At 63.2% G+C, this 21,764-nt stretch carries 22 protein-coding genes; 13 read left to right on the top strand and 9 right to left on the bottom strand.

Annotation, left to right across the window (positions count from 1 at the left end; genetic code table 11):
• Positions 1 to 230: 230 nt before the first annotated feature.
• From RX330_RS21300 to RX330_RS21290, 3 genes are all read left to right on the top strand, one after another.
• Complete coding sequence (locus RX330_RS21300; protein ID WP_317239702.1) at positions 231 to 410, top strand: hypothetical protein; 180 nt, start codon at positions 231 to 233, stop codon at positions 408 to 410.
• Between the two features lie 172 nt (positions 411 to 582).
• Positions 583 to 834 (top strand): hypothetical protein, encoded by a 252-nt coding sequence (locus RX330_RS21295; RefSeq protein ID WP_212085816.1) that lies wholly within the window; start codon positions 583 to 585, stop codon positions 832 to 834.
• Positions 835 to 1,122: 288 nt separating this feature from the next.
• Positions 1,123 to 2,043, top strand: a complete 921-nt coding sequence (locus tag RX330_RS21290; RefSeq protein ID WP_317239701.1) for a DMT family transporter — start codon at positions 1,123 to 1,125, stop codon at positions 2,041 to 2,043.
• A 6-nt stretch (positions 2,044 to 2,049) separates the two neighbouring features.
• Here the strand turns inward: RX330_RS21290 and RX330_RS21285 are convergent, their stop codons facing one another.
• A complete protein-coding gene (locus tag RX330_RS21285; RefSeq protein ID WP_317239700.1) occupies positions 2,050 to 2,400 on the bottom strand; it encodes a zinc ribbon domain-containing protein YjdM in 351 nt (116 codons plus the stop codon).
• A 252-nt stretch (positions 2,401 to 2,652) separates the two neighbouring features.
• Here RX330_RS21285 and RX330_RS21280 point away from each other — a divergent pair, with 252 nt between their 5' ends.
• The 5 genes from RX330_RS21280 (at position 2,653) to RX330_RS21260 (ending at position 5,537) form a co-directional block, all read left to right on the top strand.
• Entirely contained in the window at positions 2,653 to 3,009 is a 357-nt protein-coding gene (locus tag RX330_RS21280; protein WP_317239699.1) for a c-type cytochrome, read from the top strand.
• Positions 3,010 to 3,216: 207 nt separating this feature from the next.
• Positions 3,217 to 3,621, top strand: coding sequence for a VOC family protein (locus RX330_RS21275; RefSeq protein WP_317239698.1), 405 nt, complete (start codon positions 3,217 to 3,219; stop codon positions 3,619 to 3,621).
• 35 nt (positions 3,622 to 3,656) lie between these two features.
• Positions 3,657 to 4,292 carry a cell envelope biogenesis protein TolA gene (locus RX330_RS21270; protein WP_317239697.1) on the top strand — a complete coding sequence of 212 codons (636 nt, stop codon included), beginning with the start codon at positions 3,657 to 3,659 and terminating at the stop codon, positions 4,290 to 4,292.
• A gap of 178 nt (positions 4,293 to 4,470) precedes the next feature.
• Positions 4,471 to 5,007, top strand: coding sequence for a helix-turn-helix domain-containing protein (locus tag RX330_RS21265; RefSeq protein ID WP_317239696.1), 537 nt, complete (start codon positions 4,471 to 4,473; stop codon positions 5,005 to 5,007).
• Between the two features lie 248 nt (positions 5,008 to 5,255).
• Positions 5,256 to 5,537, top strand: coding sequence for a hypothetical protein (locus RX330_RS21260; protein ID WP_317239695.1), 282 nt, complete (start codon positions 5,256 to 5,258; stop codon positions 5,535 to 5,537).
• Between the two features lie 176 nt (positions 5,538 to 5,713).
• On the opposite strand, the gene RX330_RS21255 is transcribed toward RX330_RS21260, so the two are convergent.
• Positions 5,714 to 6,499: a class I SAM-dependent methyltransferase gene (locus RX330_RS21255; protein WP_317239694.1), complete on the bottom strand. Its 786-nt coding sequence runs from the start codon at positions 6,497 to 6,499 to the stop codon at positions 5,714 to 5,716.
• Between the two features lie 109 nt (positions 6,500 to 6,608).
• Between RX330_RS21255 and RX330_RS21250 the strand changes: the two genes are divergently transcribed.
• Positions 6,609 to 6,875, top strand: a complete 267-nt coding sequence (locus RX330_RS21250; RefSeq protein ID WP_061848285.1) for a DUF2312 domain-containing protein — start codon at positions 6,609 to 6,611, stop codon at positions 6,873 to 6,875.
• Between the two features lie 163 nt (positions 6,876 to 7,038).
• Here RX330_RS21250 and RX330_RS21245 read toward each other — a convergent pair whose 3' ends face one another.
• A complete protein-coding gene (locus tag RX330_RS21245; protein ID WP_317239693.1) occupies positions 7,039 to 7,743 on the bottom strand; it encodes a DUF1236 domain-containing protein in 705 nt (234 codons plus the stop codon).
• A gap of 533 nt (positions 7,744 to 8,276) precedes the next feature.
• On the opposite strand from RX330_RS21245, the gene RX330_RS21240 reads away from it, so the two are divergent.
• From RX330_RS21240 to RX330_RS21230, 3 genes are all read left to right on the top strand, one after another.
• Entirely contained in the window at positions 8,277 to 8,582 is a 306-nt protein-coding gene (locus RX330_RS21240) for a GlsB/YeaQ/YmgE family stress response membrane protein (protein WP_317239692.1), read from the top strand.
• A 70-nt stretch (positions 8,583 to 8,652) separates the two neighbouring features.
• Positions 8,653 to 8,889 carry a hypothetical protein gene (locus RX330_RS21235; RefSeq protein WP_317239691.1) on the top strand — a complete coding sequence of 79 codons (237 nt, stop codon included), beginning with the start codon at positions 8,653 to 8,655 and terminating at the stop codon, positions 8,887 to 8,889.
• Between the two features lie 24 nt (positions 8,890 to 8,913).
• Positions 8,914 to 9,057 carry a hypothetical protein gene (locus RX330_RS21230; protein WP_317239690.1) on the top strand — a complete coding sequence of 48 codons (144 nt, stop codon included), beginning with the start codon at positions 8,914 to 8,916 and terminating at the stop codon, positions 9,055 to 9,057.
• On the opposite strand, the gene RX330_RS21225 is transcribed toward RX330_RS21230, so the two are convergent.
• From RX330_RS21225 to RX330_RS21210, 4 genes are all read right to left on the bottom strand, one after another.
• Positions 9,032 to 9,529 (bottom strand): DUF421 domain-containing protein, encoded by a 498-nt coding sequence (locus RX330_RS21225; protein ID WP_212085787.1) that lies wholly within the window; start codon positions 9,527 to 9,529, stop codon positions 9,032 to 9,034. The two genes, RX330_RS21230 and RX330_RS21225, sit on opposite strands and share 26 nt — an antisense overlap.
• A 338-nt stretch (positions 9,530 to 9,867) precedes the next feature.
• Entirely contained in the window at positions 9,868 to 10,383 is a 516-nt protein-coding gene (locus RX330_RS21220) for a ParB N-terminal domain-containing protein (RefSeq protein ID WP_317239689.1), read from the bottom strand.
• 445 nt (positions 10,384 to 10,828) lie between these two features.
• Positions 10,829 to 13,528: an ATP-binding protein gene (locus RX330_RS21215; protein ID WP_317239688.1), complete on the bottom strand. Its 2,700-nt coding sequence runs from the start codon at positions 13,526 to 13,528 to the stop codon at positions 10,829 to 10,831.
• A gap of 99 nt (positions 13,529 to 13,627) precedes the next feature.
• Positions 13,628 to 17,398: a vitamin B12-dependent ribonucleotide reductase gene (locus tag RX330_RS21210; RefSeq protein WP_317239687.1), complete on the bottom strand. Its 3,771-nt coding sequence runs from the start codon at positions 17,396 to 17,398 to the stop codon at positions 13,628 to 13,630.
• A gap of 763 nt (positions 17,399 to 18,161) precedes the next feature.
• Here RX330_RS21210 and RX330_RS21205 point away from each other — a divergent pair.
• On the top strand, positions 18,162 to 19,058 hold the full coding sequence (locus RX330_RS21205; protein WP_212085763.1) for a DMT family transporter: 897 nt from the start codon (positions 18,162 to 18,164) through the stop codon (positions 19,056 to 19,058).
• On the opposite strand, the gene RX330_RS21200 is transcribed toward RX330_RS21205, so the two are convergent.
• Complete coding sequence (locus tag RX330_RS21200) at positions 19,059 to 21,296, bottom strand: CHASE3 domain-containing protein (RefSeq protein ID WP_317239686.1); 2,238 nt, start codon at positions 21,294 to 21,296, stop codon at positions 19,059 to 19,061.
• Positions 21,293 to 21,709 carry a response regulator gene (locus RX330_RS21195; protein ID WP_212085759.1) on the bottom strand — a complete coding sequence of 139 codons (417 nt, stop codon included), beginning with the start codon at positions 21,707 to 21,709 and terminating at the stop codon, positions 21,293 to 21,295. Before RX330_RS21195 ends, RX330_RS21200 begins: the two co-directional genes overlap by 4 nt.
• Positions 21,710 to 21,764 lie beyond the last annotated feature (55 nt).

Raw genomic sequence — 21,764 nt, 5'->3', positions numbered from 1 at the left:
GTCTGACGAAACAGTCTTGCATGGAAAGGCACGCAGCGCCTCGATTGTTCGGAGCATGGTGTGGCGGCGCAATGGCGTAAATCGGCGAAAATGGGCTTTTCGAGGAGGTGTTGCACAGCTGCCACGAAGGTTCCCGTTTGCTCCCAAGTGAGTTTTTGCTTGTGCGTTGCGCGCAACTTTGTTGCGGCTGGGGCGTTTGGTGGCCCATGACGCATCCCTCGCTTCGTCCCATGGACGCCTTCGACCCTACCGAACCCGCTATCCTGCACGATCGCCTCACGGACACGATCATCACCTGGACCGCCGATCAGGCGGACGACTACAGGCGGGCCAGCCGCCCCAGTGGCGATGGAACCGTGGCTTGGAAGACCTATCTCTTCGATGGCTGGGGCAACGTGCTCGGCGGCTGAGCACTGTCCATAAGACCGTCATGTCGCCGCAGATCACGATTCGGCCAACGCCTTGTACGCATTAAACATATCGCCATGCATCGCGCGCGCTGTTGCAATGCAACAAAGCATGTCGCAACGCAGCAAATCGCGCCTAAATATGCTCCGACTCTTCCACTCAGGAGCACTACCAATGAACAAGAAAACTCTGTCGATCGCCGCCGCCATCCTGACGATCGCGGGCAGCACCGCGGCTTTCGCCGCCGAATTGCCGACTTACGAGGCCAACGGATTTGCAGTCTCGCCCTTGCAGGTTCGCGTGCTCGGCGCCGCGCATGTCGAGCAGACTGCTGCGCCGACCACGGTCGCCTCGGTCCACCAGGCGAAGGTCCTCAGCCCGCGCAAGGTGAAGACCGCCGACGTCACCACGGGCGCTACCCGCTGATCTGACGTCGCGTGACGGCAGGTGGGTTCCGCGGAGAGCGGGACCCACTGCCTCGCCCGACGTCTTCCACATCGGCGCCGCTCGCGGATCGCGGGTGCAGGATCGTGCTCAATGTCCCGGCGCAGTGATTGACACCGATACCCGATTTGAGACTCGCAGCCCGGGATCTTTCCAAGCTCTCCGCGCGCGCAGCCGGACTGCAGAAGCCTTGTATTTCTATTTCGTCGCGTGCCAGCCCTGCAGCCGCGAGGGTTGAGCCGGCCGGCGCGCCGGCATAACGCTTGATCCATGGATCAGCGGACGAGCGGCGCTGGCGCTCTTTCTCGGAACGACGATGCAGTGCCGGCCCTGCTCGGCGTAACTTGCGGCCTTGCCGCAGCGCTGTTCTGGGCGCTCGGCTTTGCCGGCACGCGGCATGGGCTCAAGGTCGGCTTCACGCCGGTCGATCTGCTGGTGCATCGCTATGTCTGGTCGGGAATCGCGTTCCTGCCGCTGGTGCTGCGCGCCGGCCTCAGTGATCTCTGTGGCATCGGCTGGAGTAGGGGCCTCGTGCTGATGGTGCTCGGCGGCCCCGTGATGTCGCTGATCTCCTACACCGGCTTCCTGTTCGTGCCGCTCGGCCATGGCAGCGTGATCCAGCCCTCTTGCGCAACGCTCGGCGGCCTGCTGCTCGCAGCACTGCTGCTGAAGGAGCATATCTCCGTCTCGCGCCTTGCCGGCGCGATCGTCATCGTCGGCGGCCTCGGTGTGATCGGCGCGGAATCGATCGGCCATATCGGTGCCGACGGCGTGCTGGGCGATCTGATCTTCGTGCTCACCGGATTGATGTTCGCCGGCTTCGGCGCATCGCTGCGGCACTGGCGCGTCTCCGCCGTCTCGGCTGCGCTGGTCATCAACGTGCTGTCGCTGCTGCTGCTGCCGGTCTACATCGCGACCGTCGGCCTTGCCCATGTCGCGGCGATCGGCCTTACCGAGAACGCCATCCAGGCGCTGGCGCAGGGCGTGCTCGCGGGCCCCGCCGCGCTGTATCTCTACGCCGTCTCGGTCCAACGCCTCGGCGTGGCCCGCGCCGCGGTGTTTCCGGCCTGCGTGCCGGCGCTGACGCTGCTCACCGGCTGGCTGCTGCTCGGCGAGCCGCCGACGCTGTTGCAGACCGCGGGCCTCGTGACCGTGCTGTGCGGGTTCTACCTCGCGCAGCGGCAAAGCTAGCGCGGGCTACGCCTTCCGCACGAACTCAGACTTCAGGTTCATTGCGCCGATGCCGTCGATCTTGCAGGCGATGTCGTGTCCGTCGCTGGCGTCCTGCAGGCGGATGTTGCGCACCTTGGTGCCGCCCTTCACGACCGAGGACGAGCCCTTGATCTTGAGATCCTTGATCACGATGACGCTGTCGCCGTCGGCGAGCACATTGCCGTTGGCATCGCGCACGCCGGCGTCCTGCGACGCATCCGCGGCCGTCTCCGCCGCCCCGCTCCATTCATGGCCGCATTCCGGACAGACCCAGAGATCGCGGTCCTGATAGGCGTGCGCGGAGTTGCAGGCGGGGCATTTCATCGTGTCGGTCATGGCAGGTCTCGTCTCACCCTTATCTCGTCTCGGCGCCTCGTTCGTGGCGCGACCGTAGGGGCCGAGAACAGGAAAGCAAGGGAAAGCTGCCGGCACATCGCGCCGCCATCGTCTGCCGGTGCGATGTCACCGAAACAGTGCGACGAAGATCACGTAGAGCCAGCCCAGGCTGCCATGCTTGACGCAGATCAACCTGGCCTTGCGCTGCAAATCTAGGCTGGCGCGATGAGTCAATCGCGGTGAGGTCTGGCGATGTCGCACAGTGTTCGAATCTCCATCGGCATCGTCATCCTGATCATCCTGTCGGCGGTGTTTCTCTTCAGCGTCGTCCACACCGCCGCGGGGGCGCCGAGGCCTGCCTCGCGCACTGCCGAAGGACAGCGCCTGGCGCAGGCGTGGTGCCAGTCGTGTCACGCGGTCGAGCGGAGCATCACCGACTTCTTCGACGAGGCCCCGAGCTTCCAGGCCATCGCCGACCGCAGCGGCACCACCGCGCTGTCGCTCAAGGTGTTCTGGCGCACCAGCCACCGGAACATGCCGAATCTGGTGATCTCGCCGGAGCAGGCGGATGCGCTTTCGGCCTATATCCTGAGCCTGAAGAGCAGATGAGGGGCCGGCCAAACCAAATTTCGCGAAAACAACCCCATGCACAGTAGGCATCCCATTGGAATTGCAAGAGATTTTATTTTGATTCGGCGATGCCGAAGTCTCTTTGCGCCGTCGGGCAAATCAGGCGCATGATGCCACGGTGAAAGCCCTCTCGACGTCCAGGCGCTCGATGCGTAGCCTCCGCTCGTAGCGTGTGACGAGCCCGCCATGACCTTCCTTCTCAACATCGACGTCCCCGACGTTGCGAAAGCCACCAGCTTCTACACCGAAGCCTTCGGCCTCACGGTCGGCCGCCGCTTCGGCGCTGACTTCGTCGAGCTGCTCGGCTGGCCCGCGTCTGTCTATCTCCTGACCAAGCGGATCGGAACGGTCGGTGCGGGCGGCGACCTCCGCCGCTACGAGCGGCATTGGACGCCGGTGCATATCGACGTCGTCGTCGACGATGTCGATGCTGCCGTCGAACGCGCGGTGCGCGCCGGCGCGATCCTGGAAGTGCCGGCGATCGATGCGCCCTATGGACGGATCGCGATGCTGGGGGACCCGTTCGGGCACGGATTTTGTCTGCTGGCGTTCAGCGAGAAAGGGTATGACGCGTTGTTGGGAAGTTCGTAGTTCGGGCGACGATCGGCGCTCGCTGACGGGACGACATGCCAAGGAAACTGAAGACCTACCAGACCTCGCTCGGTTTCTTCGACCAGGCGATCGCCGCGCCCTCGATGAAGGCGGCGCTCGAGGCCTGGGGCGCCAGCTCCAATCTGTTCCATCAGGGCGCAGCGACGGAGACTGACGACCCCGGCATCGTCGCGGCGACCATGGCAAAGCCGGGCGTCGTGCTCAGGCGTCCGGTCGGCTCGAATGGCCCGTTCACGGAGAGCGCCGCGCTGCCGACTGATCTCGCCGATGACGACGCCAAGCCGAAACGTAAGGCCAAGGGCAAGCCGGCATCGAAGCAGCGTCCGGCCAAGACGGCGAAGAAGCCGTCGCGCAAGATCGACGATCGAGCCGCGCGCAAGGCCGCCGCCGCGTTCGAGAAGGAGGAGCGGCGGCGCGAGGCCGAGCGTCGCAGGGAGGAGGCGGCCCGCGCCAAGGCGCGCGCGCACCGGGACAAGTCAGTCGCCGCCGCCGAGGTGGCGCTGGACAAAGCGAGGCGGGAGCACGAGGCGAAGGCGGAGAAGATCGAAGCCGAGCGCGCCGCGCTCGAGGAACGCGCGGAGGCCGAGCAGTCCCGTTGGGACAAGCAGCGGATGAAGCTGCAGCAGGCTCTGCGCCGCGCGCGGGAGTGATCGGCAGACAGGAACGCACAAGGCGCCGCCCGGGAGGAATTCCTTTACCATGGCGTCCGGTCGCGACCAGACTGCAGCAAGCTTGGGAGCTGCGGAAAAAATTCTGCGATAGTCTCGCCCCGATTGCGGCTGCGTCGGATGCGCCATGCGACGCCGCCGCGGGCATTCGGGAGCTGTCATGAGCGATCATCGCGCCGCCGCCAGGCATCACACGCTGCGCACCGGCATCGTCGAATTCGACAACGGCAGCGGCAGCATCGTCAGCGTGCCCTGCACGATCCGCGATGTTTCCGGCAGCGGCGCGCGCCTTCAGCTCAACAGCTCGGCATGGGTCGCCGACGAGTTCACGCTTGTTTTCACGAGCGGCCTGCGCAAGGCCTGCCGCGTTGCCTGGCGCAAGGAAAGGCTGATCGGAGCTGCGTTCGCGGACGGCTTTGCCAGCGTGGACGAGCATGCCGCCATGATGACCGCGGACGAGCAGGCCCGGCATCGCCTCGGCATCGGCGCACGCGTCAAAGCCGCACGCGAGACCCGCGGCTACACGCAAGCCCAGCTCGCCGAGCGCCTCAGCGTCACGCCAGCCTTCGTGGCGCTGGCCGAGCAGGGCGAGGCGGACATTCCGTTGTACCAGTTGATGCACATTGCGGATCTGCTGATGGTCGGTCTCGACGGGCTCGTGGCGGGGCCCGTGCCGGAGGAGGTCGAGACGGCGTAAGCGGGCTACGCTCGCCCAAGCGTCGGAGCGCGCGCCTCGTCCTTCGAGACGACCGCTTCGCGGTCTCCTCAGGATGAGGCTAAGCAGCCATCGCGGCTGTCGAAGCTGTTGCCGCGCACTCCGCCCTCATCCTGAGGAGCCCGCTCAAAGCGGGCGTCTCGAAGGATGGCCGCGGAAAAAGTCTCACACGAAATTCGCTTGCCTTGCCCGGCGTCCTTTTGCACTCTCGCTACGAAGGAGACCAATGCATGGCAAAAATGACCGCCGCCTGCGCGCTCGGAACCGCCCTGGTGCTGGGCAGCCTTGCAACATCGGGCGCCGAAGCGCAGACGCGCAAGGCCGTCGTCGTCCGCGCGCCGCAAGAGCGCCTCATCGTCACCGCGCCCGTGCTGCGGCCGACGCCGTGGGACTACAATGTCGTTCCGCGGTATCGCTATCGCCCCGAACACGACAAGGTCGATCCCTACGGCCCGCCGCTGGTGCCGTCCTATGTCCGCTACGAGGGCTGGCGCTGGCCGTATTGGTGGTAGGAATCAACAGCGCGTAGGTGGGCAAAGCGACTTGTCCGCCGTAGCTCGAAGAGCGAAGGCGGAAGCGTGCCCGCGCGTCGCTGGCCGGATCGAAAAGTTCGTGGGCACGGCGCAAGCGCGCCTTTGCCCACCCTTCGGCACCGCCCGAGCCGGTCGAGCATCGTAATCGTCTGCTATCAACATCCCGCCTTGCGTCCGCTGATCGCGTGCGCACGGGCGCTGGTGGTGATGCGGCCGTCCGCGTCAGCGGGAAGACGCGCCTTCACGCGCCGCATGAGCTCGGCGACATCGGCCGCCGGCATCGCCGCGATGACGGGCGCGGTGGTGGGCGACTTTGTCTGCACGGCCCAGAACTCGTCGAAATCGGCAAAATTCCGCTGCACGGTGATCTCGCGGGTTTCGAGCTCCAGCAGCCCGGCCGCGCGCCAGAGGTCCTGCAGCGCCGCAAGAGTCGACACTTCCATATGCGGCGGACGCGTCGGCGACAGCCCCATCGCGCGCATCTCGTCGAGAATCGGATCGAGCGGAGATTGGCCGCCCAGCATGTCCCACATGTAGGTCGCGACCAGCCCGCCGGGACGAACGACCCGCGCCAGTTCAGCCACACCTTTCGCGGGGTCCGGCACGAAGACGAGAACCAGGGCCATCACTGCGGCAACGAAACTTGCCGCCTCAAATGGCAGTGCTATGGCATCGCCGGTCTGAAACACGGCGCCGCGCGCACCGGGCCGCGTGCGGGCAAAGGCGAGCTGTCCCTCGGAGGGATCGATGCCCTGCACGTCGCTGGGGGCGCAGCGCGCAATGATGAGCTCGGTGAAGGCGCCGCTGCCGCAGCCGACATCGATCCAGCGCAGCCCCTGTGCCGGCTTCAGCCAGTCGAGAAAGATCTCGCCGACCGACCGGCTCCAGACGCCCATCATCTGCTCATAGGCGGCACCGTCATCGAAGCGAAGCTCGGCCATGGAACGGCTCCCTCGGCTTTTCCACAGGACAATGCGGAGGAGGCTGAGGTTAACACATTGGTTATTTCTTTGCGGGCATTTTCGCGACCTCAGTCAGCGAGGAGGCACCATGTCCGACATCACCATTCCCGGCGGCAAGATCCGTTCCTTCGTCGAGCGGATCGAGAACCTCGACACGGAGATGCAGGAGTTGAGCGAGCAGAAGAAGGAAGTCTTCGCGGAAGCCAAGGGCGAGGGTTTCGACGTGAAAATCCTCAAGGAGATCATCAAGCTGCGCAAGGAAGACAAGAACGAGCGCGACGAGCGCGAAAGCCTGCTCGACCTCTACATGCGCGCGATGGAGACGGCGTCGCCGGAGCAGGCCAAGGCGGCGTGAGACGATCGGGTTGATCGGCGAGGAGAGGTCGCCGCGATCGGTGGCTTGCGGCTATCGCTTCGCGGCCTGGCAGGAGCTGCCTGGTGGATCGCCTCGGGCGGAACGACGAAAGGGCGGCCATGGGCCGCCCTCTTGGTCTTGTGCGTGATCCGTCGGACTGCGCTTAGCCCTCGATGATATAGACGATCTCGTGGGTGTGCGGACGAAGGATGACGTACCTGCCCTGCACCAGGATGAACTCGTATCCGCGCCACGCCGGATAGATTTCGACGATACGGCTCGGCAACGGGTGATAACGGACGCTTGTCGGGACGACGGTGCCGATAGACAGGTTGAAGTTCACGTTGGTGACTTCCTCGACCTTCTCCTGCTTGATGGCCGAAGTGATCTGGGTACGCTTTTCGGCGGGAGGCGCGGCGACCGCCGTGGTCGCGGCATTGCCGGTCGTCTTGCCGTCCGGTGCGGCAGGCTTGCCCTCCGCAGTTGGCGTCTTCAGGTCCTTGGACGTGGTGGCGGAATCAGTCGCCTTTGCCTTCCCATCGGCCTTCCCATCGGCCTTCATCTCGCCGGTCATCTTGCTGTCGGCGGTCGGCTTGGTTTCGGAAGCCGAATTCTTCACGTCCTTCGACGTGGTCGCCGGGGCCATTCCTTCCGCGGCCTTCGGCTTGCCATCGACCTTTGCGTCGCCGAGCTGCTTTGCATCGGGCGCGCCCTTTGCTGCGGGCGCATTCATCGGTGCCGCGCTGTCGGCTTTCGGCGCAACGGCAGCGGGAGACTCAGGAGCCTTTGCTCCGCCTTGAGCCATCGCAAGACCGGTCGCTGCAAACAAGGCCGCAACGGCGACAGAAGCCATCAAAGTATGTTTCATCTGATTTTCCAATTCGACTAAGTATGATGCCGACGAGAGTCAGCCATGGAGAGCAAACGGGCCGGGCCAGTCGAAGTTCCGTTTCTATTTGTGGTTTAATGACGATTGATGCGTCCTTATCGGAAATGTCTGCAAAAGCCGAAAAAACAGCGCATTCGCGGTCTCATTCCTGGGCGCTGGCTTTAGCGCCATCAGAATATTCAAATATAAGTTGTGCCGAGAGGAACCGTCGGCCCTTGCGCATGTTGAAATATGTACGCAAGCGGGATCGAACGTCGATCCTGACTCCCTGCAGCGACACAAGGATCGCACTCGCTTGCCAGGTCCGGCACGGCGCCTGAATCCTCCGTCCGCACCAACCGGAAACTGTCCGAACAGCCCGGCAATGCCGTTCAGATCAACCGTGGCTTCGGCCTGGTGATCTGGAAGGAAAGCTCGGCTGGACACGACCAATGGCCCCAACGCCCGACGAGCCTGGTCGGCCAGCTTTGCGCAGCTCAACTGTCATTCGACCGAACCATTGAGGTATCAAAATGCATATGTCGAGCGAAAGCCTTTTGATCATCCTGTTTGTAGGTCTCGTCGCCGGCTGGCTGGCGGGCCAGATCGTCCGCGGCACCGGCTTTGGGATCGTCGGTGATATCGTTGTCGGAATCTTCGGCGCGTTTTTCGGCAGCTGGCTGTTCCCTCAGCTCGGCGTGCATCTTGGCAGCGGTATCATCAGCGCCATCGTCAACGCCACCATAGGCGCCGTCCTGCTGCTCCTCGTCGTCCGCCTGCTCCGCGGTGGCGGTGGATGGGGAAGCAGCTGGCGCGGGAGTTGGGGGCGACGCTGGTGAGCCATGTTGAAGCAGCGACGTCGCGCGCCGGCAAGACGCAGGCGCGCGCGGTGACCCCCGGATCGACGCCATGCTAGACTTCTCGAATGCATCCTTTTCGCCTGAAACGATCGAGGTGATGAACGCGGCGCTGGACGCGGCGGTTGCGTCACTCCCTGCACCGGTCGGCTCCGCGCACGTTCAGGCGATCGCGGAATCGATACTCCGCACCGCGAAGGAGGGCGAGCGAGACCCAATCGTCCTGCAGCGCATGGCGCTGATGGAGCTTCAGATCTCGACGCGTTGCGATGCCGGGCCCCGAATTTGAGCGCTGGCGCCAAGGGCGGCTGACGTGAAATCAAGGCAGATCATCAAGCGGCGCAAGGAAGACAAGAACGAGCGCGAAACCCTGCTCGACCGCTACATGCGCGCGATGGAGACGGCCTCGCCGGCCGCCGCGACCTCGCGCGTCACTTCTCCTTCTTTTTCACGCTGATGTTGCCGTCGCCTTCGATATAGGCCTCGATCACGTCCGCAGGGCTATCGACGCCTTCTTCCCGGAGCTTGCTCAGCAACTCGTCCATCGTCACCAGCTCCTGTCGCAGATGGCGGCGAAGGACCTGGCCGTTCTTGATCAGAAGGAGCGGCGGGGGCCGAACAAGCCGCTCCAGGAAGGGCACGTGATAGCCGAGCCAATCGATGGCAAAGTTCCAGAAGATAATGGTGGCAACGAGCACCAGACCTTCCGTGATGGATCGGTATTCACCTGCCATGCCGTTCTGTGCGGCATCGGCCAGAAGGACGACGAGGAGCACATCCGGGATGCTGATCCCGCCGGTCTGTCGCTTCAGGATGAGGCGCATCAACACGAAGATGCCGAAATACATGATGGTGCCCCGCACGAGCATTTCCAAGAGCGAATGCGTCGGGGCAAAGATCTCGTGCCACGGGAGCTGAAAGTTCAACATGGGACCTCGCATCTAAACAGGAGCTTCCTGCTAGCATGTTTAGAGGACCTGATGGACTACGCCGTGCGCTTGCAGGCACCCACACGGAGACTGTGCAGTGCAGCTGGATCAGCGATCTCGGCCCGCATGGGCACGAGCGTGGCGGTTGATCGGCGAGGGGGAGGTGGCCGCGATTGAAGGATTGCGGCCGTCATGCCGCGGCAACTACGCAAGAAATCACCGTCATTCCGGGGCGCGCGAAGCGCGAGCCCGGAATCCATTGCGCCGCTCGTCGTGCCATCAGATGGATTCCGGGCTCGCGCCCAAGCGGGCGCGCCCCGGAATGACGGCGTCCATCATCAATAGCGGTCGCCGCTGCTCTTTTGCTGCGTGATCCAGGCCGACAATGATTTCGGTGCCGATTTCGCAGCCCGGCCCGGCGATGCCTTCGGATTGTCGCGGACGCCTTTCGCCGGACGGGCGCGCGGCGCTTCCGCCTGCCTGGCGCCCCTCAAGGCAGAAGCCGATGCCTCCGCGGCTTCCTTTTCCAGGCGCAACTGCTTCAATCGCGCCATCTTGATGCGCTCTGCCTCGACTTCGGGTCGCTCGGCGAGAAGCGGCTTGTGTTGAGCAAGCTCGGCCGGGACCAGGACGCCGAGGATGGTCGTCTCGCCGAGGGCCTTGCAGGCCTCCAGCCGATGCAATCCTTCGACCAGAACGAGGCGGTCTCCGTCGCGCCGAACGGAAATGGGCGTCTGTTGCCCGATGTCCAGCATGCTTTCCGCGATCTCCGCCACGGTCTCGGGCTTGAGGGTTTTCTTCTGCTTCGTGGGAACGAAGATGGTCTCGATCGGGAAGCTTTCCGGCTTGGGCATAAGGTGACTCCGCTTCTACCGGGGGGCCGCCGGAACTCATGCCGGCGGTGGTCGGGAGTTTAGGGGGGAAGGGGGCGACCGCAAAGGCAATTTGTCTGGAGCTTGATTGTGGGCACGAGCTTGATTGTGGGCAGCTAAGCCAAAAGTGGTTGGAAATTGCGGCGCCAACGCACGAGATTGACTTCGCTCACCAAGCAAGAGGCGGAGGCGCAGGCCAGAGCGAGTTGATTTCGTGCACTGTCACTAACTCCCGGAGCAGGCGAAGGCGCCGTGAAGCGAGCGGGGTGATCGGAGAGGGGATGGCTGCGGTCTGGGGATTGCAGCTATCGTCCCAGCGTGACGGGGTGTACGTGAGCCGCTTGATTTAGGGTGCAGAGCATTGTCACGATTTTGGACGCTCCAAAGGAGCCTTTCGCAGCCGAGCAGCTCTCTCGTTGTCGAGTAGTTACTGGCTTGCTTTTCCATCCAGAAGCGCCACGAGCACAGCGCTACAATAGAGAGTGTCACCATCCTTGATGGAATTCGTCGAATACCCCGAATACTCTCCGATAGGAAGTCGAGCCTTGAAGGAAACCGCATAGCTCAGTCCCTGCTTATTGAGCAACTTCAGAAAGTACGCCAGCACATTGTTAGATTGGGTGTCCTCAAGATCATCGGAGAAGTCTTCAAAGGAAAGCTGGAAGGATCGCGATTGAATAAACTGAAGGGAGTGCACCAGCTCCCCATCACCATCTTTGACTGAGCGACAGAAATCTCCAATCGCTGCGAGCTCGCGCGATGCTCGCGCATCTTCCTCAACGAAGCTGAATTGTCTTTTCGCAAGAAATGCGATCTGGCCGCGGGTTCTTAGAATATCTATGCAATCAGCAATTGGAGCGTATCGATCTACTAGATAGCAGTGAGCAATCGAAGAGACATCAACACCAAGTTCGGCCAAACGGCAGGCGGCAAAATACAGCTCCTCCCCCGAAAGGTTGCTCCTTTCTCGAGTAAGATGTTCCAGTTGGCGTGAGGCCCATTTCTTCCACGCTGTAGGAGTTGCAGTAAGCTCTCCTAAACGCCGGCTGGCGATAACAGGGCGCTCTTCAACAACCCCTTCGAATAGGTCTCCAGTTCCTATTACGTAGCCAGGGTTCGTTCTTGCGAAGCCGTCAGTGGCCCGAATTGGGATCCTAGCTGAAAATCCAGGCGACACATACCCGCGGCCGCAAAATCGTCCATCGTCATTGATCAAAGGCTCGACGCAACTGGCAAAATGTTTAGCCGTTCCTGCGCCTTCTCGGCCAAATGTTTGATCTAGCCTTACAACAAATTCCTCATTCGTCCAGTCTCGATAATGTGGTGTGTTGAGTGAAGTGGAAGTGCCGTCCTCCCACTCGAGAGAGACGTAGACATCCAAGGCGAAGCACAATTGCGAAAGTTGGCTGGAGAGCAGCTTATGAAGGGAAAATCGTGATTGGTTTGCTTGCGCGAATGATTGCAACGAGCGAGTGAGCCTATCGAGCGGAAGTTGAGTCTTGATGATTGTTGAAACGTTCGCTCCAAGCTCGCCATCAATGTGTGGATCATATTTCCTAAGTTGGGACCTCCCACTCAGTCCGCGTTCGAATGCCAACACAAGGTAATCGTCACGTCCTTTAGCGAAGGGCTTCGAGATCACAGTAACTCGATTAGAGAACATGAAGGCTGCGAAGAACCCGATGCCGTACTTGCCCGAGGGGCGAAATTCGGTGTCGCCCTGCAGGCCAGGATACAGAACAGCGGCAAGTTCGGAGTTCCAAAAGGATGTGCCGAAATCAAGCAACGGGCCGGTCAAGACAGCTGCCGGCATGCCCAGGCCATCATCTTCGATAAAAAAGTGTACTGTGTCTGCCTCAATCCTTGTTCGGATTTTTATCTTTCCGGGATATTTTCCTTTAGCAGCAAAGCTATGGTCTCGGCGCCGACGCGCCCTGATTGCATCAGCCGCATTCTGAATCATTTCGCGAAGCAGAGCTTCTGGGTCTTCGCCATACAGCTTCGTGCCTCCGAGGCGGCTTACTATGCTAGGAATGTCTGTAATTCGAAGGCTGGTCTCGACGGGGGTCCAGCCACTCACTAAGACCTTTTTGCAAAAATCCTCGGCGATCCTTGCGCCGAAGACCTGCCTGGCAGAAAAGGGGGGGCGTCGATGTGCAGCCAGCAGCGCGTTGCTGGCCCGAAGCTCTTCATCGACGATATTGGCCGCGTCGTAGCATAGCCACCAATCGTCCATAGCATCCAAGCCAAAGGCAATCTTGGAGAAGAAGACTAAAGTCTCATCTTCAAGACGTGGCGGATACATCTTGTTCTGGAAGGCCCAGTGACGCCGGGAAGTTCCGCTTGGGGGCTTTAGCGCAAACAGTCGACTCGGCGCTCGACGCTCATCGATTGCAGCCGCGTCTGCGCAACGCAGGATGCAAGCTAACTTCAATGGATCGACCTGCCATTCTCTGGGCCAGCGCGAAGATGCGGGGATGACGTTTACAAAGGTGTCTTCGACGAGCTTGATATGCCAGTGATGGCTGGCGGCAATTAGCCCAATAAGCGGCCCATAGTCCTCGTTCAGTTGATTATTGTCGAGAAGGGAAATTGGGCGACCTGTTGTGGGGTGAGGCCAAGTCCTATCGAGGAGGCGGGACGCCTGATGTGCGTGCTTGGTTCGCAATACCTCAAAGATAGCAGCGTTCTTGATATCATCGGGCGGAGATGTTCTTTGATCCGCGCTTGGCTGCTCCACGCCATGCGCTCTCCAAAGTCTGACAACTGAGTCGTTCCATTCATCACTTTGTAGCAAGCCGCTGATCGAACCTTCATATGCCGCCAAGCAGAGGGCTGCGTCGTGCAGAAGAAATGCGCCGCCAAGTATTAGCCCCTCCAAAGGATTTAGAGGATACGCTTCGCCGCAGATCTCGGAGGCAACGTCCCAGAGTTGGTCAACGTGCGTTTCGTCGTGCACGGTGAGCGCGGGGAGGTCAATCGCAGTTTGTCGAAGTAGTGGAAGGACGCCTTCTCGGAATTGTCGATATGCCAGTTCGAGCGATTTTCTGTCGTCCGCTAGTCGATCTTTAGATCGAGATCCAAAGGCGGAACGCCATAACGTGCTGTCTTCGAATGCCCGCGACATGCCACTCCTCACGCTCAAGAAAAACGCTCGCCACAACTTTAGGTGATGGCGAGCGTGTAGATCAAGCGGCGGGTCGGGGTTGGAGTGAAACCAAGCCCCTCACGAACACCCCGTCGTGCTGCCGCACGTATCGCACTTCATACACGTCCCATTCCGCACCAGCGTGAAGTTGCCGCACTCCGAGCACATCTCGCCCTCGTAGCCCTTGGCCTTCGCCTCGGCGCGGCGCTCGGCCTTGCTGGGGACGGCGGTCGCGGCGGTGCCGGCCTTGCTCCATTGCAGGGCCTCCAGCTTCTCCGTCGGCGAGAGGTCGTGCTGGACTTCCTGCTTCAGGGCGACGGCGCCTTCGAGGACATCGCCGACGCGGGCGCTCGCGCCATGCGAGGCCATCGCCGTGACCTTGCTGCCGCCTGAGGGCGCGCTGTCGTTGCCTTGCGTGACCGCAGTGCTGCCGCCGCGCATCACGACGAGGTTGTCGGTCCGCGAGCGGGTGAGGCCGCGCGAGACCAGGCGGGTGGCGTGGTGGCCGCCGTCCTCGTTCGGCTCCTTGCCTTCATCGACGCCCTTGCCGAGCGCGTCGAAGCCGGTCTCGTTGGGATCGACATGGGCGAGGTCGAACCGCGACATGTAGCTCACCGCGAGCTCGCGGAAGACGTAGTCGAGGATCGAGGTCGCGTACTTGATGCTGTCGTTGCCCTGCACGGGGCCCGCCGGCTCGAAGCGGGTGAAGGTGAAGGCGTCGACATATTCGTCGAGCGGCACGCCGTATTGCAGGCCGAGCGACACCGCGATGGCGAAGTTGTTGATGAAGGAGCGGAGCGCCGCGCCTTCCTTGTGCATGTCGATGAAGATCTCGCCGAGACGGCCGTCGTCATATTCGCCGGTTCGCAAGTAGACCTTGTGGCCGCCGACGACCGCCTTCTGGGTGTAGCCCTTGCGGCGGTCCGGCATCTTCTCGCGCTCGCGCATCACGATGATGCGCTCGACCAGCTTCTCGACGATCTTCTCCGAGACCTGCGTGGCACGCGCCGCCATCGGCTTCTCGTAGAGGCTCTCGACCGCATCGTCCTCGTCCTCATCGTCGCTGATGAGCTGCGAGTTGAGCGGCTGGGAGAGCTTCGAGCCGTCGCGATAGAGCGCGTTGGCCTTCAAGGCGAGCTTCCACGACAGCATGTAGGCGGACTTGCAGTCCTCCACCGTGGCGTCGTTCGGCATGTTGATGGTCTTGGAGATCGCACCCGAGATGAAGGGCTGGCTAGCTGCCATCATGCGGATGTGGCTCTCGACCGACAAATAGCGCTTGCCGATCTTGCCGCAGGGATTGGCGCAGTCGAACACCGGATAGTGCTCGGCCTTGAGGTGCGGGGCACCTTCCACCGTCATCGCGCCGCAGATGTGGACGTTGGCCGCCTCGATCTCGCGCTTGGTGAAGCCGACGGCCTGGAGCAGGTCGAAGCCCGGAGCGGCAATGGCTTCAGCGCCGATGCCGAGCTGGTCGCGGATGAAGTCCTCGCCAAAGGTCCACTTGTTGAAGGCGAACTTGATGTCGAAGGCGGTCGGCAGGGCCTTCTCGACCTTGGCGATGGCTTCATCGGTGAAGCCCTTGGCCTTCAGGGTCGAGGCGTTGATGCCGGGGGCGTTGGAGAGCGAGCCGTGGCCGACGGCGTAGGCTTCGATCTCCGCGATCTCGCTCTCGCGATAACCGAGCGCGCGCAGCGCCGCGGGGACCGCGCGGTTGATGATCTTGAAGTAGCCGCCGCCGGCGAGCTTCTTGAATTTCACCAGCGCGAAGTCGGGCTCGATGCCGGTGGTGTCGCAATCCATCACGAGGCCGATCGTGCCGGTCGGCGCGATCACCGTGGTCTGGGCGTTGCGATAGCCGTGCTTCTCGCCGAGCTCGAGCGCCGCATCCCACGCCGCCTGGGCATGGCCGACGAGATCTCCTTGCGGGCAGGAGACGAGGTCGAGCGGCACCGGGTTGACGCTGAGCGCCTCGTAGCCGTTGGACTGGCCATGGGCGGCGCGGCGGTGGTTGCGGATGACGCGCAGCATGTGCGCGGCGTTCTTCTTGTAGCCGGGGAAGGTGCCGAGCTCGGCCGCCATCTCCGCGGAGGTCTTGTAGGTGATGCCGGTCATCACGGCGGTCAGCGCGCCGGCGATCGCACGGCCTTCCTTGCTGTCATAGGGCAGGCCCATGGTCATCAGCAGGCCGCCGATGTTGGCGTAGCCGAGGCCGAGCGTGCGGAACTCGTAGGAGAGCTCGGCGATCGCCTTCGACGGGAATTGCGCCATCATCACCGAGATTTCGAGCACGACGGTCCAGAGCCGGCAGAGATGCTCATAGCTCTCGACGTCGAAGCGCTTGGTCTCGGTGTTGTAGAACGTCAGCAGGTTCGCCGAGGCGAGGTTGCACGCCGTGTCGTCCAGGAACATGTATTCCGAGCACGGGTTCGACGCGCGGATGTCGCCGGACGCCTTGCAGGTGTGCCAGTCGTTCATGGTGGTGTTGAAGTGCAGGCCCGGATCGGCCGACGCCCAGGCGGCGTAACCGATTTTCTCCCAGAGGTCGCGCGCCTTCAGGGTCTTGGTGATCTTCTTCGTCGTGCGTCCGACGAGATTCCAGTCGCCGTCGGTCTCGACGGCGCGGAGGAAATCGTCCTTCAGCGACACCGAATTGTTGGAGTTCTGGCCGGAGACCGTGAGATAGGCTTCGCTGTCCCAGTCGGTGTCGTAGGTCTCGAACTGGATGTCCTTGTAGCCCTGCTTGGCGAACTGGATGACGCGCTTGATGTAGTTGTCGGGCACGAGGCTGCGGCGCGCGAGCTTGATCTCGCGGCGCAGGGCAGGGTTCTTCTCGGGGTCGAAGCAATCATCGCCCGAGCCTTCGCAGTTCACGCAGGCCTTCAGCACCGCCTTGAGGTGCTTCTGGTTGATCTTGGACCCGGTGACGAGGGCGGCGACCTTCTGCTCCTCCTTCACCTTCCAGTCGATATAGGTCTCGATGTCGGGGTGATCGACGTCGACGACGACCATCTTGGCCGCGCGGCGCGTGGTGCCGCCGCTCTTGATGGCGCCGGCGGCGCGGTCGCCGATCTTGAGGAAGCTCATCAGGCCGGACGAGCGGCCGCCGCCGGAGAGCTTTTCGCCTTCGCCGCGCAGGCGCGAGAAGTTGGAGCCGGTGCCGGAGCCGTACTTGAACAGGCGGGCCTCGCGGACCCAGAGATCCATGATGCCGCCCTCGTTGACGAGGTCGTCACCGACGCCCTGGATGAAGCAGGCATGCGGCTGCGGATGCTCATAGGCCGACTTTGACTTGGTCAGCTTGCCGGTGAAGGGGTCGACGTAATAATGGCCCTGGCCGGGGCCGTCGATGCCATAGGCCCAGTGCAGACCGGTGTTGAACCATTGCGGCGAGTTCGGCGCGACCATCTGCATCGCGAGCATGTAGCGGAGCTCGTCGTAGAAGGCCTGGGCGTCCTCGTCGGTCGAGAAATACTTGCCCTTCCAGCCCCAATAGGTCCAGCAGCCGGCGAGGCGGTCGAACACCTGCTTTGCGCTGAGCTCGCTGACATAGCGCTCCTTCTCGGGCAGCGCGGCGAGGGCCTCGGTATCGGGCACGGAGCGCCACAGGAAGGAGGGGACGGATTCCTCCTCGACCTTCTTCAGGCGCGCGGCAACGCCGGCCTTGCGGAAATATTTCTGGGCGAGCACGTCGGAGGCGACCTGCGACCATTCGGTCGGGACCTCGACATTCTCCAGCTTGAACACGACCGAGCCGTCGGGATTGCGAATCTCCGACGTGGTCAGGCGGAAATCGATTCCCGCGTAAGGTGACTGTCCCGAGTTGGTGTGGCGCCGCTCAATCCGCATGGTCTTGCCCCGTCCTTATTTCTGGACCGGTCCCGCCCCTCGTTGAGGGCGTGCCGGGTCGACATTTCGTTTCGCGAATTCCTTCGGCCATTCGGCCTCGGGCATCGCAGTTCAGCCGGTGGACCCGGCCCTTGTTCTCCCGACGCGATTCTTCGATGCGTGCATCGATCATCCGCCGGCATGTCCAGGCACATCCGCCCCCAAAGGGATGGGCCCGACATGCGTTCAACGCCCCACAGTCACTTCAACAATTGCCATGCGAGCCTGTTGCCGGCCCGTTCTGGCGCCCGAAAAGCCCCGCTATCCGAGGGCAGACAAGCCCTCATCCGCTGCCTTTGGCTGGCGGGCGGAGTGTCGATTTGCGAGACCCTTTGGGGGAGTGCCGGCGGGACGCAAACTCACTCGCGCCGAACGGACCGAAAGCTAGGACTCTCCGCTGCGCCCGTCAAGAACTAGTGCGAGTTCCTGAATCAAATACTAAATATGGTGGATTGTGGGGGATAACAGGGGGCTAGCCCGCGCCTGTTCTGGAGCCAAGTATCAGTGAGTCCTCAGGGATTCCCAACTGAAAAAATTTGCATCCCGTGGTGATGCGGAGCCTTCATCCCGCTGTTCACAGGGCAGGTATATTTTTAGGCGATGGGGTTGCCACAGCAGGACTCACGTAGCCCTACGGAAGGCGAGGGCAGGCATGTCCGGCAGGGTGGTGGTTTGCCCGGCGAATCCGCGCCAAGCTGACGTTCCATTTTGCCGGACTGCCCTCATGCTTGATTCGACCCGCCGGGATGCGCGAGCGCGCATCGCCCCGGCCGGCCTGATGTTCCTCGCGATCACCTCGATCGGCTGGGGCTTCAACTGGCCGGTGACCAAATTCCTGCTCTCCGAGCTGCCGCCGCTGACGCTCCGTGGCGTCACCGGGGTGCTGGGCGCGGTGCTGCTGGCACTGCTCGCGGTCATGCGCCGGCAGAGCCTGAAGGTCGACCCGGCGATCTGGCCGCGCCTCATCACCGCCGCCGCGCTCAACGTCACCGGCTGGATGGTGCTGATGGGCCTGGCGCTGCTCTGGCTGCCGGCGAGCGAGGCGGCGCTGATCGCCTACACCATGCCCGTCTGGGCCTCGATCATCGCCTGGCCGGTGCTGGGCGAGCGGCCGACGCTGATCCGCACGCTCGGGCTCGTCATGGCCTTTGTCGGGCTCGCCTCGATCATGGGCGGCAACGGCATCACCGCCAGCGTCGAGAAGCTGCCTGGAATCATCATGGCGCTCGCCGGCGCGTTCGGCTTTGCCGTCGGCACGGTGTTCTCCAAGAAGTACCCGATCCATCTGCCGCCGATCACCGCCGCGGCCTGGCAGATCGGGATCGGCTGCCTGCCGATCTCGATCATCGGCCTCTTGGTCGAGACCACGCATCTGTCGAACGTGACGCCGCTCGGCTGGTGGCTGCTGGTCTATTCGACGGTGGTGCAGTTCTGCATCGCCTATGTGAGCTGGTTCGCCGCGCTGGCGCGGCTGCCGGCCTCGGTGGCCGCGATCGGGACGATGGCGGTGCCGGTCATCGGCGTCGTCGCCTCGGCCATCGCGCTGCACGAGCCGCTCGGGCCGGGACAGATCGCGGCGCTGATCTTCACGCTGGCGGCGGTGGTGCTGGCGACGCGGTAGCTAGCCCAGCGCCTTCCGGATCATCTCGGCGAGCTGGTTTCTCCGGTAGGGTTTCGTCAGCAGCAGCACGCCGTCATCCAGCTTGCCGTGGTGGACGATGGCGTTGTCCGTGTAGCCGGAGGTATAGAGCACCTTCACGCCGGGCCGGCGCCTGGCCACCTCTTCGGCGAGCACGCGCCCGCTCATTCCGCCGGGGATGACGACGTCGGTGAACAGCAGGTCGAACGGCTCGCCGGCATCGATCAATTCCAGCGCGCTTGGGCCATCGGACGCCGCCACCGTTTTGTAGCCCAGGCTCTGGAGCTGCGCGGTGACGAAGTTGCGCACGAGATTGTCGTCCTCGACGACGAAGATGGTCTCGGCGCCGCCTTCGGCCTGCGGCGCGACGGCCGCTGCCACGTCCGTCGTACCTTCGCCCGGCGGCAGATAGAGCTTGATCGTGGTGCCGTGGCCTTCCTCGCTGTAGATCTTGATGTGACCGCCGGACTGCTTGACGAAGCCGTAGACCATGGAGAGCCCGAGGCCCGAGCCCTTGCCGACCTCCTTTGTGGTGAAGAACGGCTCGAACGCCTTTTGCTGGGTTTCTACCGACATGCCGGTGCCGGTGTCGCTGACCGCGAGCATCACGTAAGGCCCGGCTGTCACGTCGGCATTGGCCTGTGCATAGGCCTCGTCCAGCACGACGCGGTGGGTTTCCAGCAGCAGCTTGCCGCCGTTCGGCATGGCGTCGCGCGCGTTGATGGCCATGTTGAGCACGGCATTGGTGAGCCGGGACGGATCGATGTGGGCGGTCATCCGGCCCGGTTCGAGCACGGTCTCGATCTGGATCTGCTCGCCGAGGGTCGGGCGCAGGAGCTTTGCGATGTCCGCCACCGCGGCGTTGATCTCGACGTTGCGCGGCTCGAGCGGCTGACGGCGCGCAAAGGCGAGCAGATGCTGGATCAGCTCGGCGCAGCGCTCGGCGGCGTCGTCGATCAGGCGCGCCGTGCGCTGGAGCTCGGGCTGGCCCTTCAGGCTCTCCACCAGCGTCTCCGTGTTGCCGGAGATGACGGTCAGCATGTTGTTGAAGTCGTGCGCGACCCCGCCGGTCAGCTTGCCGATGGCGTCCAGCTTCTGCGACTGGTAAAGCTGCCGCTCGGTCTCCCGCGAGGCTGTTGCGTCGTGATAGACCAGAACCGCGCCGGAGATGTTGCCGTGCCCATCTCGCATCGGCCGGCCGCTGATCATGAGATGGCGGGCAAGATCGCCGCTGTGCGGGCGGACGATCATCTCGAGGTCTTCGAATTGCTCGCCGCGCAGCACGCGCACCGAGGGCAGCTCGTCCGATTTCAGCGGCGTGACGCCGTCGCCGTGATAGACGTCGGACAGCGCGCGCAAATTGCGCAAATTCATCCCGGTGCGATGCAGCAGCATGCGCTCGGCGGCCGGGTTGGATAGCAGGACATTGCCGTCGGTATCGATCACCAGCACCGCCTCCGCCATGCTGTGAAACGTGCTTTGCAACACGTTGACCGACAAACGCAACTCGTCATGCGCGGTGACCAGATGCTCCGTGCGCTCGGCTACCGCGGCGGCGAGGGCTTCCTTGGCGGCCGTGGTCTCGGTCAGCGTGCTCTGGAGCTCCCCCGTCGCGCGCTGGCTCTCGCGCATGACCAGCGCGACGAGGAGCAGGATCAGCACAGCGCCCGCAACGTCGATGCCGAGCAGCACGATGCCGGTGCGGCGCGAATCCTGGGAGCGCGCCTTGAGCAGGCGTTCTTCCCCCGCGCTCAACTGGTCGAGATTGCGCATCACCGTGTCCATGAGGCCGCGGCCCTCGGCCCTGCCCTGGAGCGCGGCGATGCCGGCCAGGTCGTTCTCGGCGCGCATCCGCATCGCGTCGGCGGCAATCTCGATCCGGCGCAGCGCCAGCGGCTCGGTGGCCTCCAACAGCGCGACCTGATCGGGAGCGTCGCGCACGCCGCGCTTGAGATCGGCCAGCGCCGGCGTGATTTCGGCACGCACCGCCTGGAACTCGTCGTTGAAGCCCTGGCTTCGGTAGAGCTCGTAGCCACGCGCGGCACTCTCGGAGCGGCGCAGCAGCACACGCAGGTCGGAGATCTTCTTCTGCACCTGGACGGTCTGATTGATCCACGCCGCATCGGACCGCGACTTGACGTCGAGGGCGATCGAGGCTGCCGTGATGATCAGGAGGATGGCAAGTCCGGCACCGAGAATGACGCGCTGCGTTGGAATCAAGGGGCTTCTTTCTTGTCCTTCGGTTGCGCGCTCTCGCCCGTAAGGCATTCCCGGATGGCGGTCAGCAACGCGTCGGGCGTGAACGGCTTGCGCAGGCAGCGTGTTGCGCCGAGCTCCAGCGCCATGCGGAGGAAATCGGGAGAGGGCGAGGCGGATGACGCGAAGGCGTAACCGGACATCGCGATCAGCGGAGTAGCCGGCGCGCGCTCATGGAAGATGCGGATGGACTCGAAGCCGCGCATATGCGGCATGAAGATGTCAACCAGCATCACCTCAAAGGCCTGCGTTTCCAGCGCAGCCAGTCCTGTTTCACCGCCATCGGCCAGCGTGACGTCGAAGCCCTGACGTTGGAGGAGGACCTCGATGGTCGCGCCGACCATCGGATCGTCATCAACCACGAGAACACGCGGCATGACACTTCCCAGCAATCGAAGTCCCCACGACGGTGATACAGGTGAATCGCGCATC

Source organism: Bradyrhizobium sp. NDS-1 (assembly GCF_032918005.1).
Lineage (GTDB): Bacteria > Pseudomonadota > Alphaproteobacteria > Rhizobiales > Xanthobacteraceae > Bradyrhizobium > Bradyrhizobium tunisiense.
Note: the sequence above shows the minus strand (reverse complement) of the source record. Positions and strands in the feature narration are given on the sequence as shown.

Bases quoted from the DNA above. Each gene is read 5' to 3' on its own strand.
- RX330_RS21275 (WP_317239698.1), top strand. From the start codon at position 3,217: ATGACCTTCCTTCTCAACATCGACGTCCCCGACGTTGCGAAAGCCACC.
- RX330_RS21290 (WP_317239701.1), top strand. From the start codon at position 1,123: ATGGATCAGCGGACGAGCGGCGCTGGCGCTCTTTCTCGGAACGACGAT.
- RX330_RS21240 (WP_317239692.1), top strand. From the start codon at position 8,277: ATGCATATGTCGAGCGAAAGCCTTTTGATCATCCTGTTTGTAGGTCTC.
- RX330_RS21270 (WP_317239697.1), top strand. From the start codon at position 3,657: ATGCCAAGGAAACTGAAGACCTACCAGACCTCGCTCGGTTTCTTCGAC.
- RX330_RS21245 (WP_317239693.1), bottom strand. From the start codon at position 7,743: ATGAAACATACTTTGATGGCTTCTGTCGCCGTTGCGGCCTTGTTTGCA.
- RX330_RS21300 (WP_317239702.1), top strand. From the start codon at position 231: ATGGACGCCTTCGACCCTACCGAACCCGCTATCCTGCACGATCGCCTC.
- RX330_RS21260 (WP_317239695.1), top strand. From the start codon at position 5,256: ATGGCAAAAATGACCGCCGCCTGCGCGCTCGGAACCGCCCTGGTGCTG.
- RX330_RS21285 (WP_317239700.1), bottom strand. From the start codon at position 2,400: ATGACCGACACGATGAAATGCCCCGCCTGCAACTCCGCGCACGCCTAT.
- RX330_RS21255 (WP_317239694.1), bottom strand. From the start codon at position 6,499: ATGGCCGAGCTTCGCTTCGATGACGGTGCCGCCTATGAGCAGATGATG.
- RX330_RS21220 (WP_317239689.1), bottom strand. From the start codon at position 10,383: ATGCCCAAGCCGGAAAGCTTCCCGATCGAGACCATCTTCGTTCCCACG.
- RX330_RS21235 (WP_317239691.1), top strand. From the start codon at position 8,653: ATGCTAGACTTCTCGAATGCATCCTTTTCGCCTGAAACGATCGAGGTG.
- RX330_RS21295 (WP_212085816.1), top strand. From the start codon at position 583: ATGAACAAGAAAACTCTGTCGATCGCCGCCGCCATCCTGACGATCGCG.
- RX330_RS21280 (WP_317239699.1), top strand. From the start codon at position 2,653: ATGTCGCACAGTGTTCGAATCTCCATCGGCATCGTCATCCTGATCATC.
- RX330_RS21215 (WP_317239688.1), bottom strand. From the start codon at position 13,528: ATGTCGCGGGCATTCGAAGACAGCACGTTATGGCGTTCCGCCTTTGGA.
- RX330_RS21210 (WP_317239687.1), bottom strand. From the start codon at position 17,398: ATGCGGATTGAGCGGCGCCACACCAACTCGGGACAGTCACCTTACGCG.
- RX330_RS21205 (WP_212085763.1), top strand. From the start codon at position 18,162: ATGCTTGATTCGACCCGCCGGGATGCGCGAGCGCGCATCGCCCCGGCC.
- RX330_RS21265 (WP_317239696.1), top strand. From the start codon at position 4,471: ATGAGCGATCATCGCGCCGCCGCCAGGCATCACACGCTGCGCACCGGC.
- RX330_RS21225 (WP_212085787.1), bottom strand. From the start codon at position 9,529: ATGTTGAACTTTCAGCTCCCGTGGCACGAGATCTTTGCCCCGACGCAT.
- RX330_RS21195 (WP_212085759.1), bottom strand. From the start codon at position 21,709: ATGCCGCGTGTTCTCGTGGTTGATGACGATCCGATGGTCGGCGCGACC.
- RX330_RS21250 (WP_061848285.1), top strand. From the start codon at position 6,609: ATGTCCGACATCACCATTCCCGGCGGCAAGATCCGTTCCTTCGTCGAG.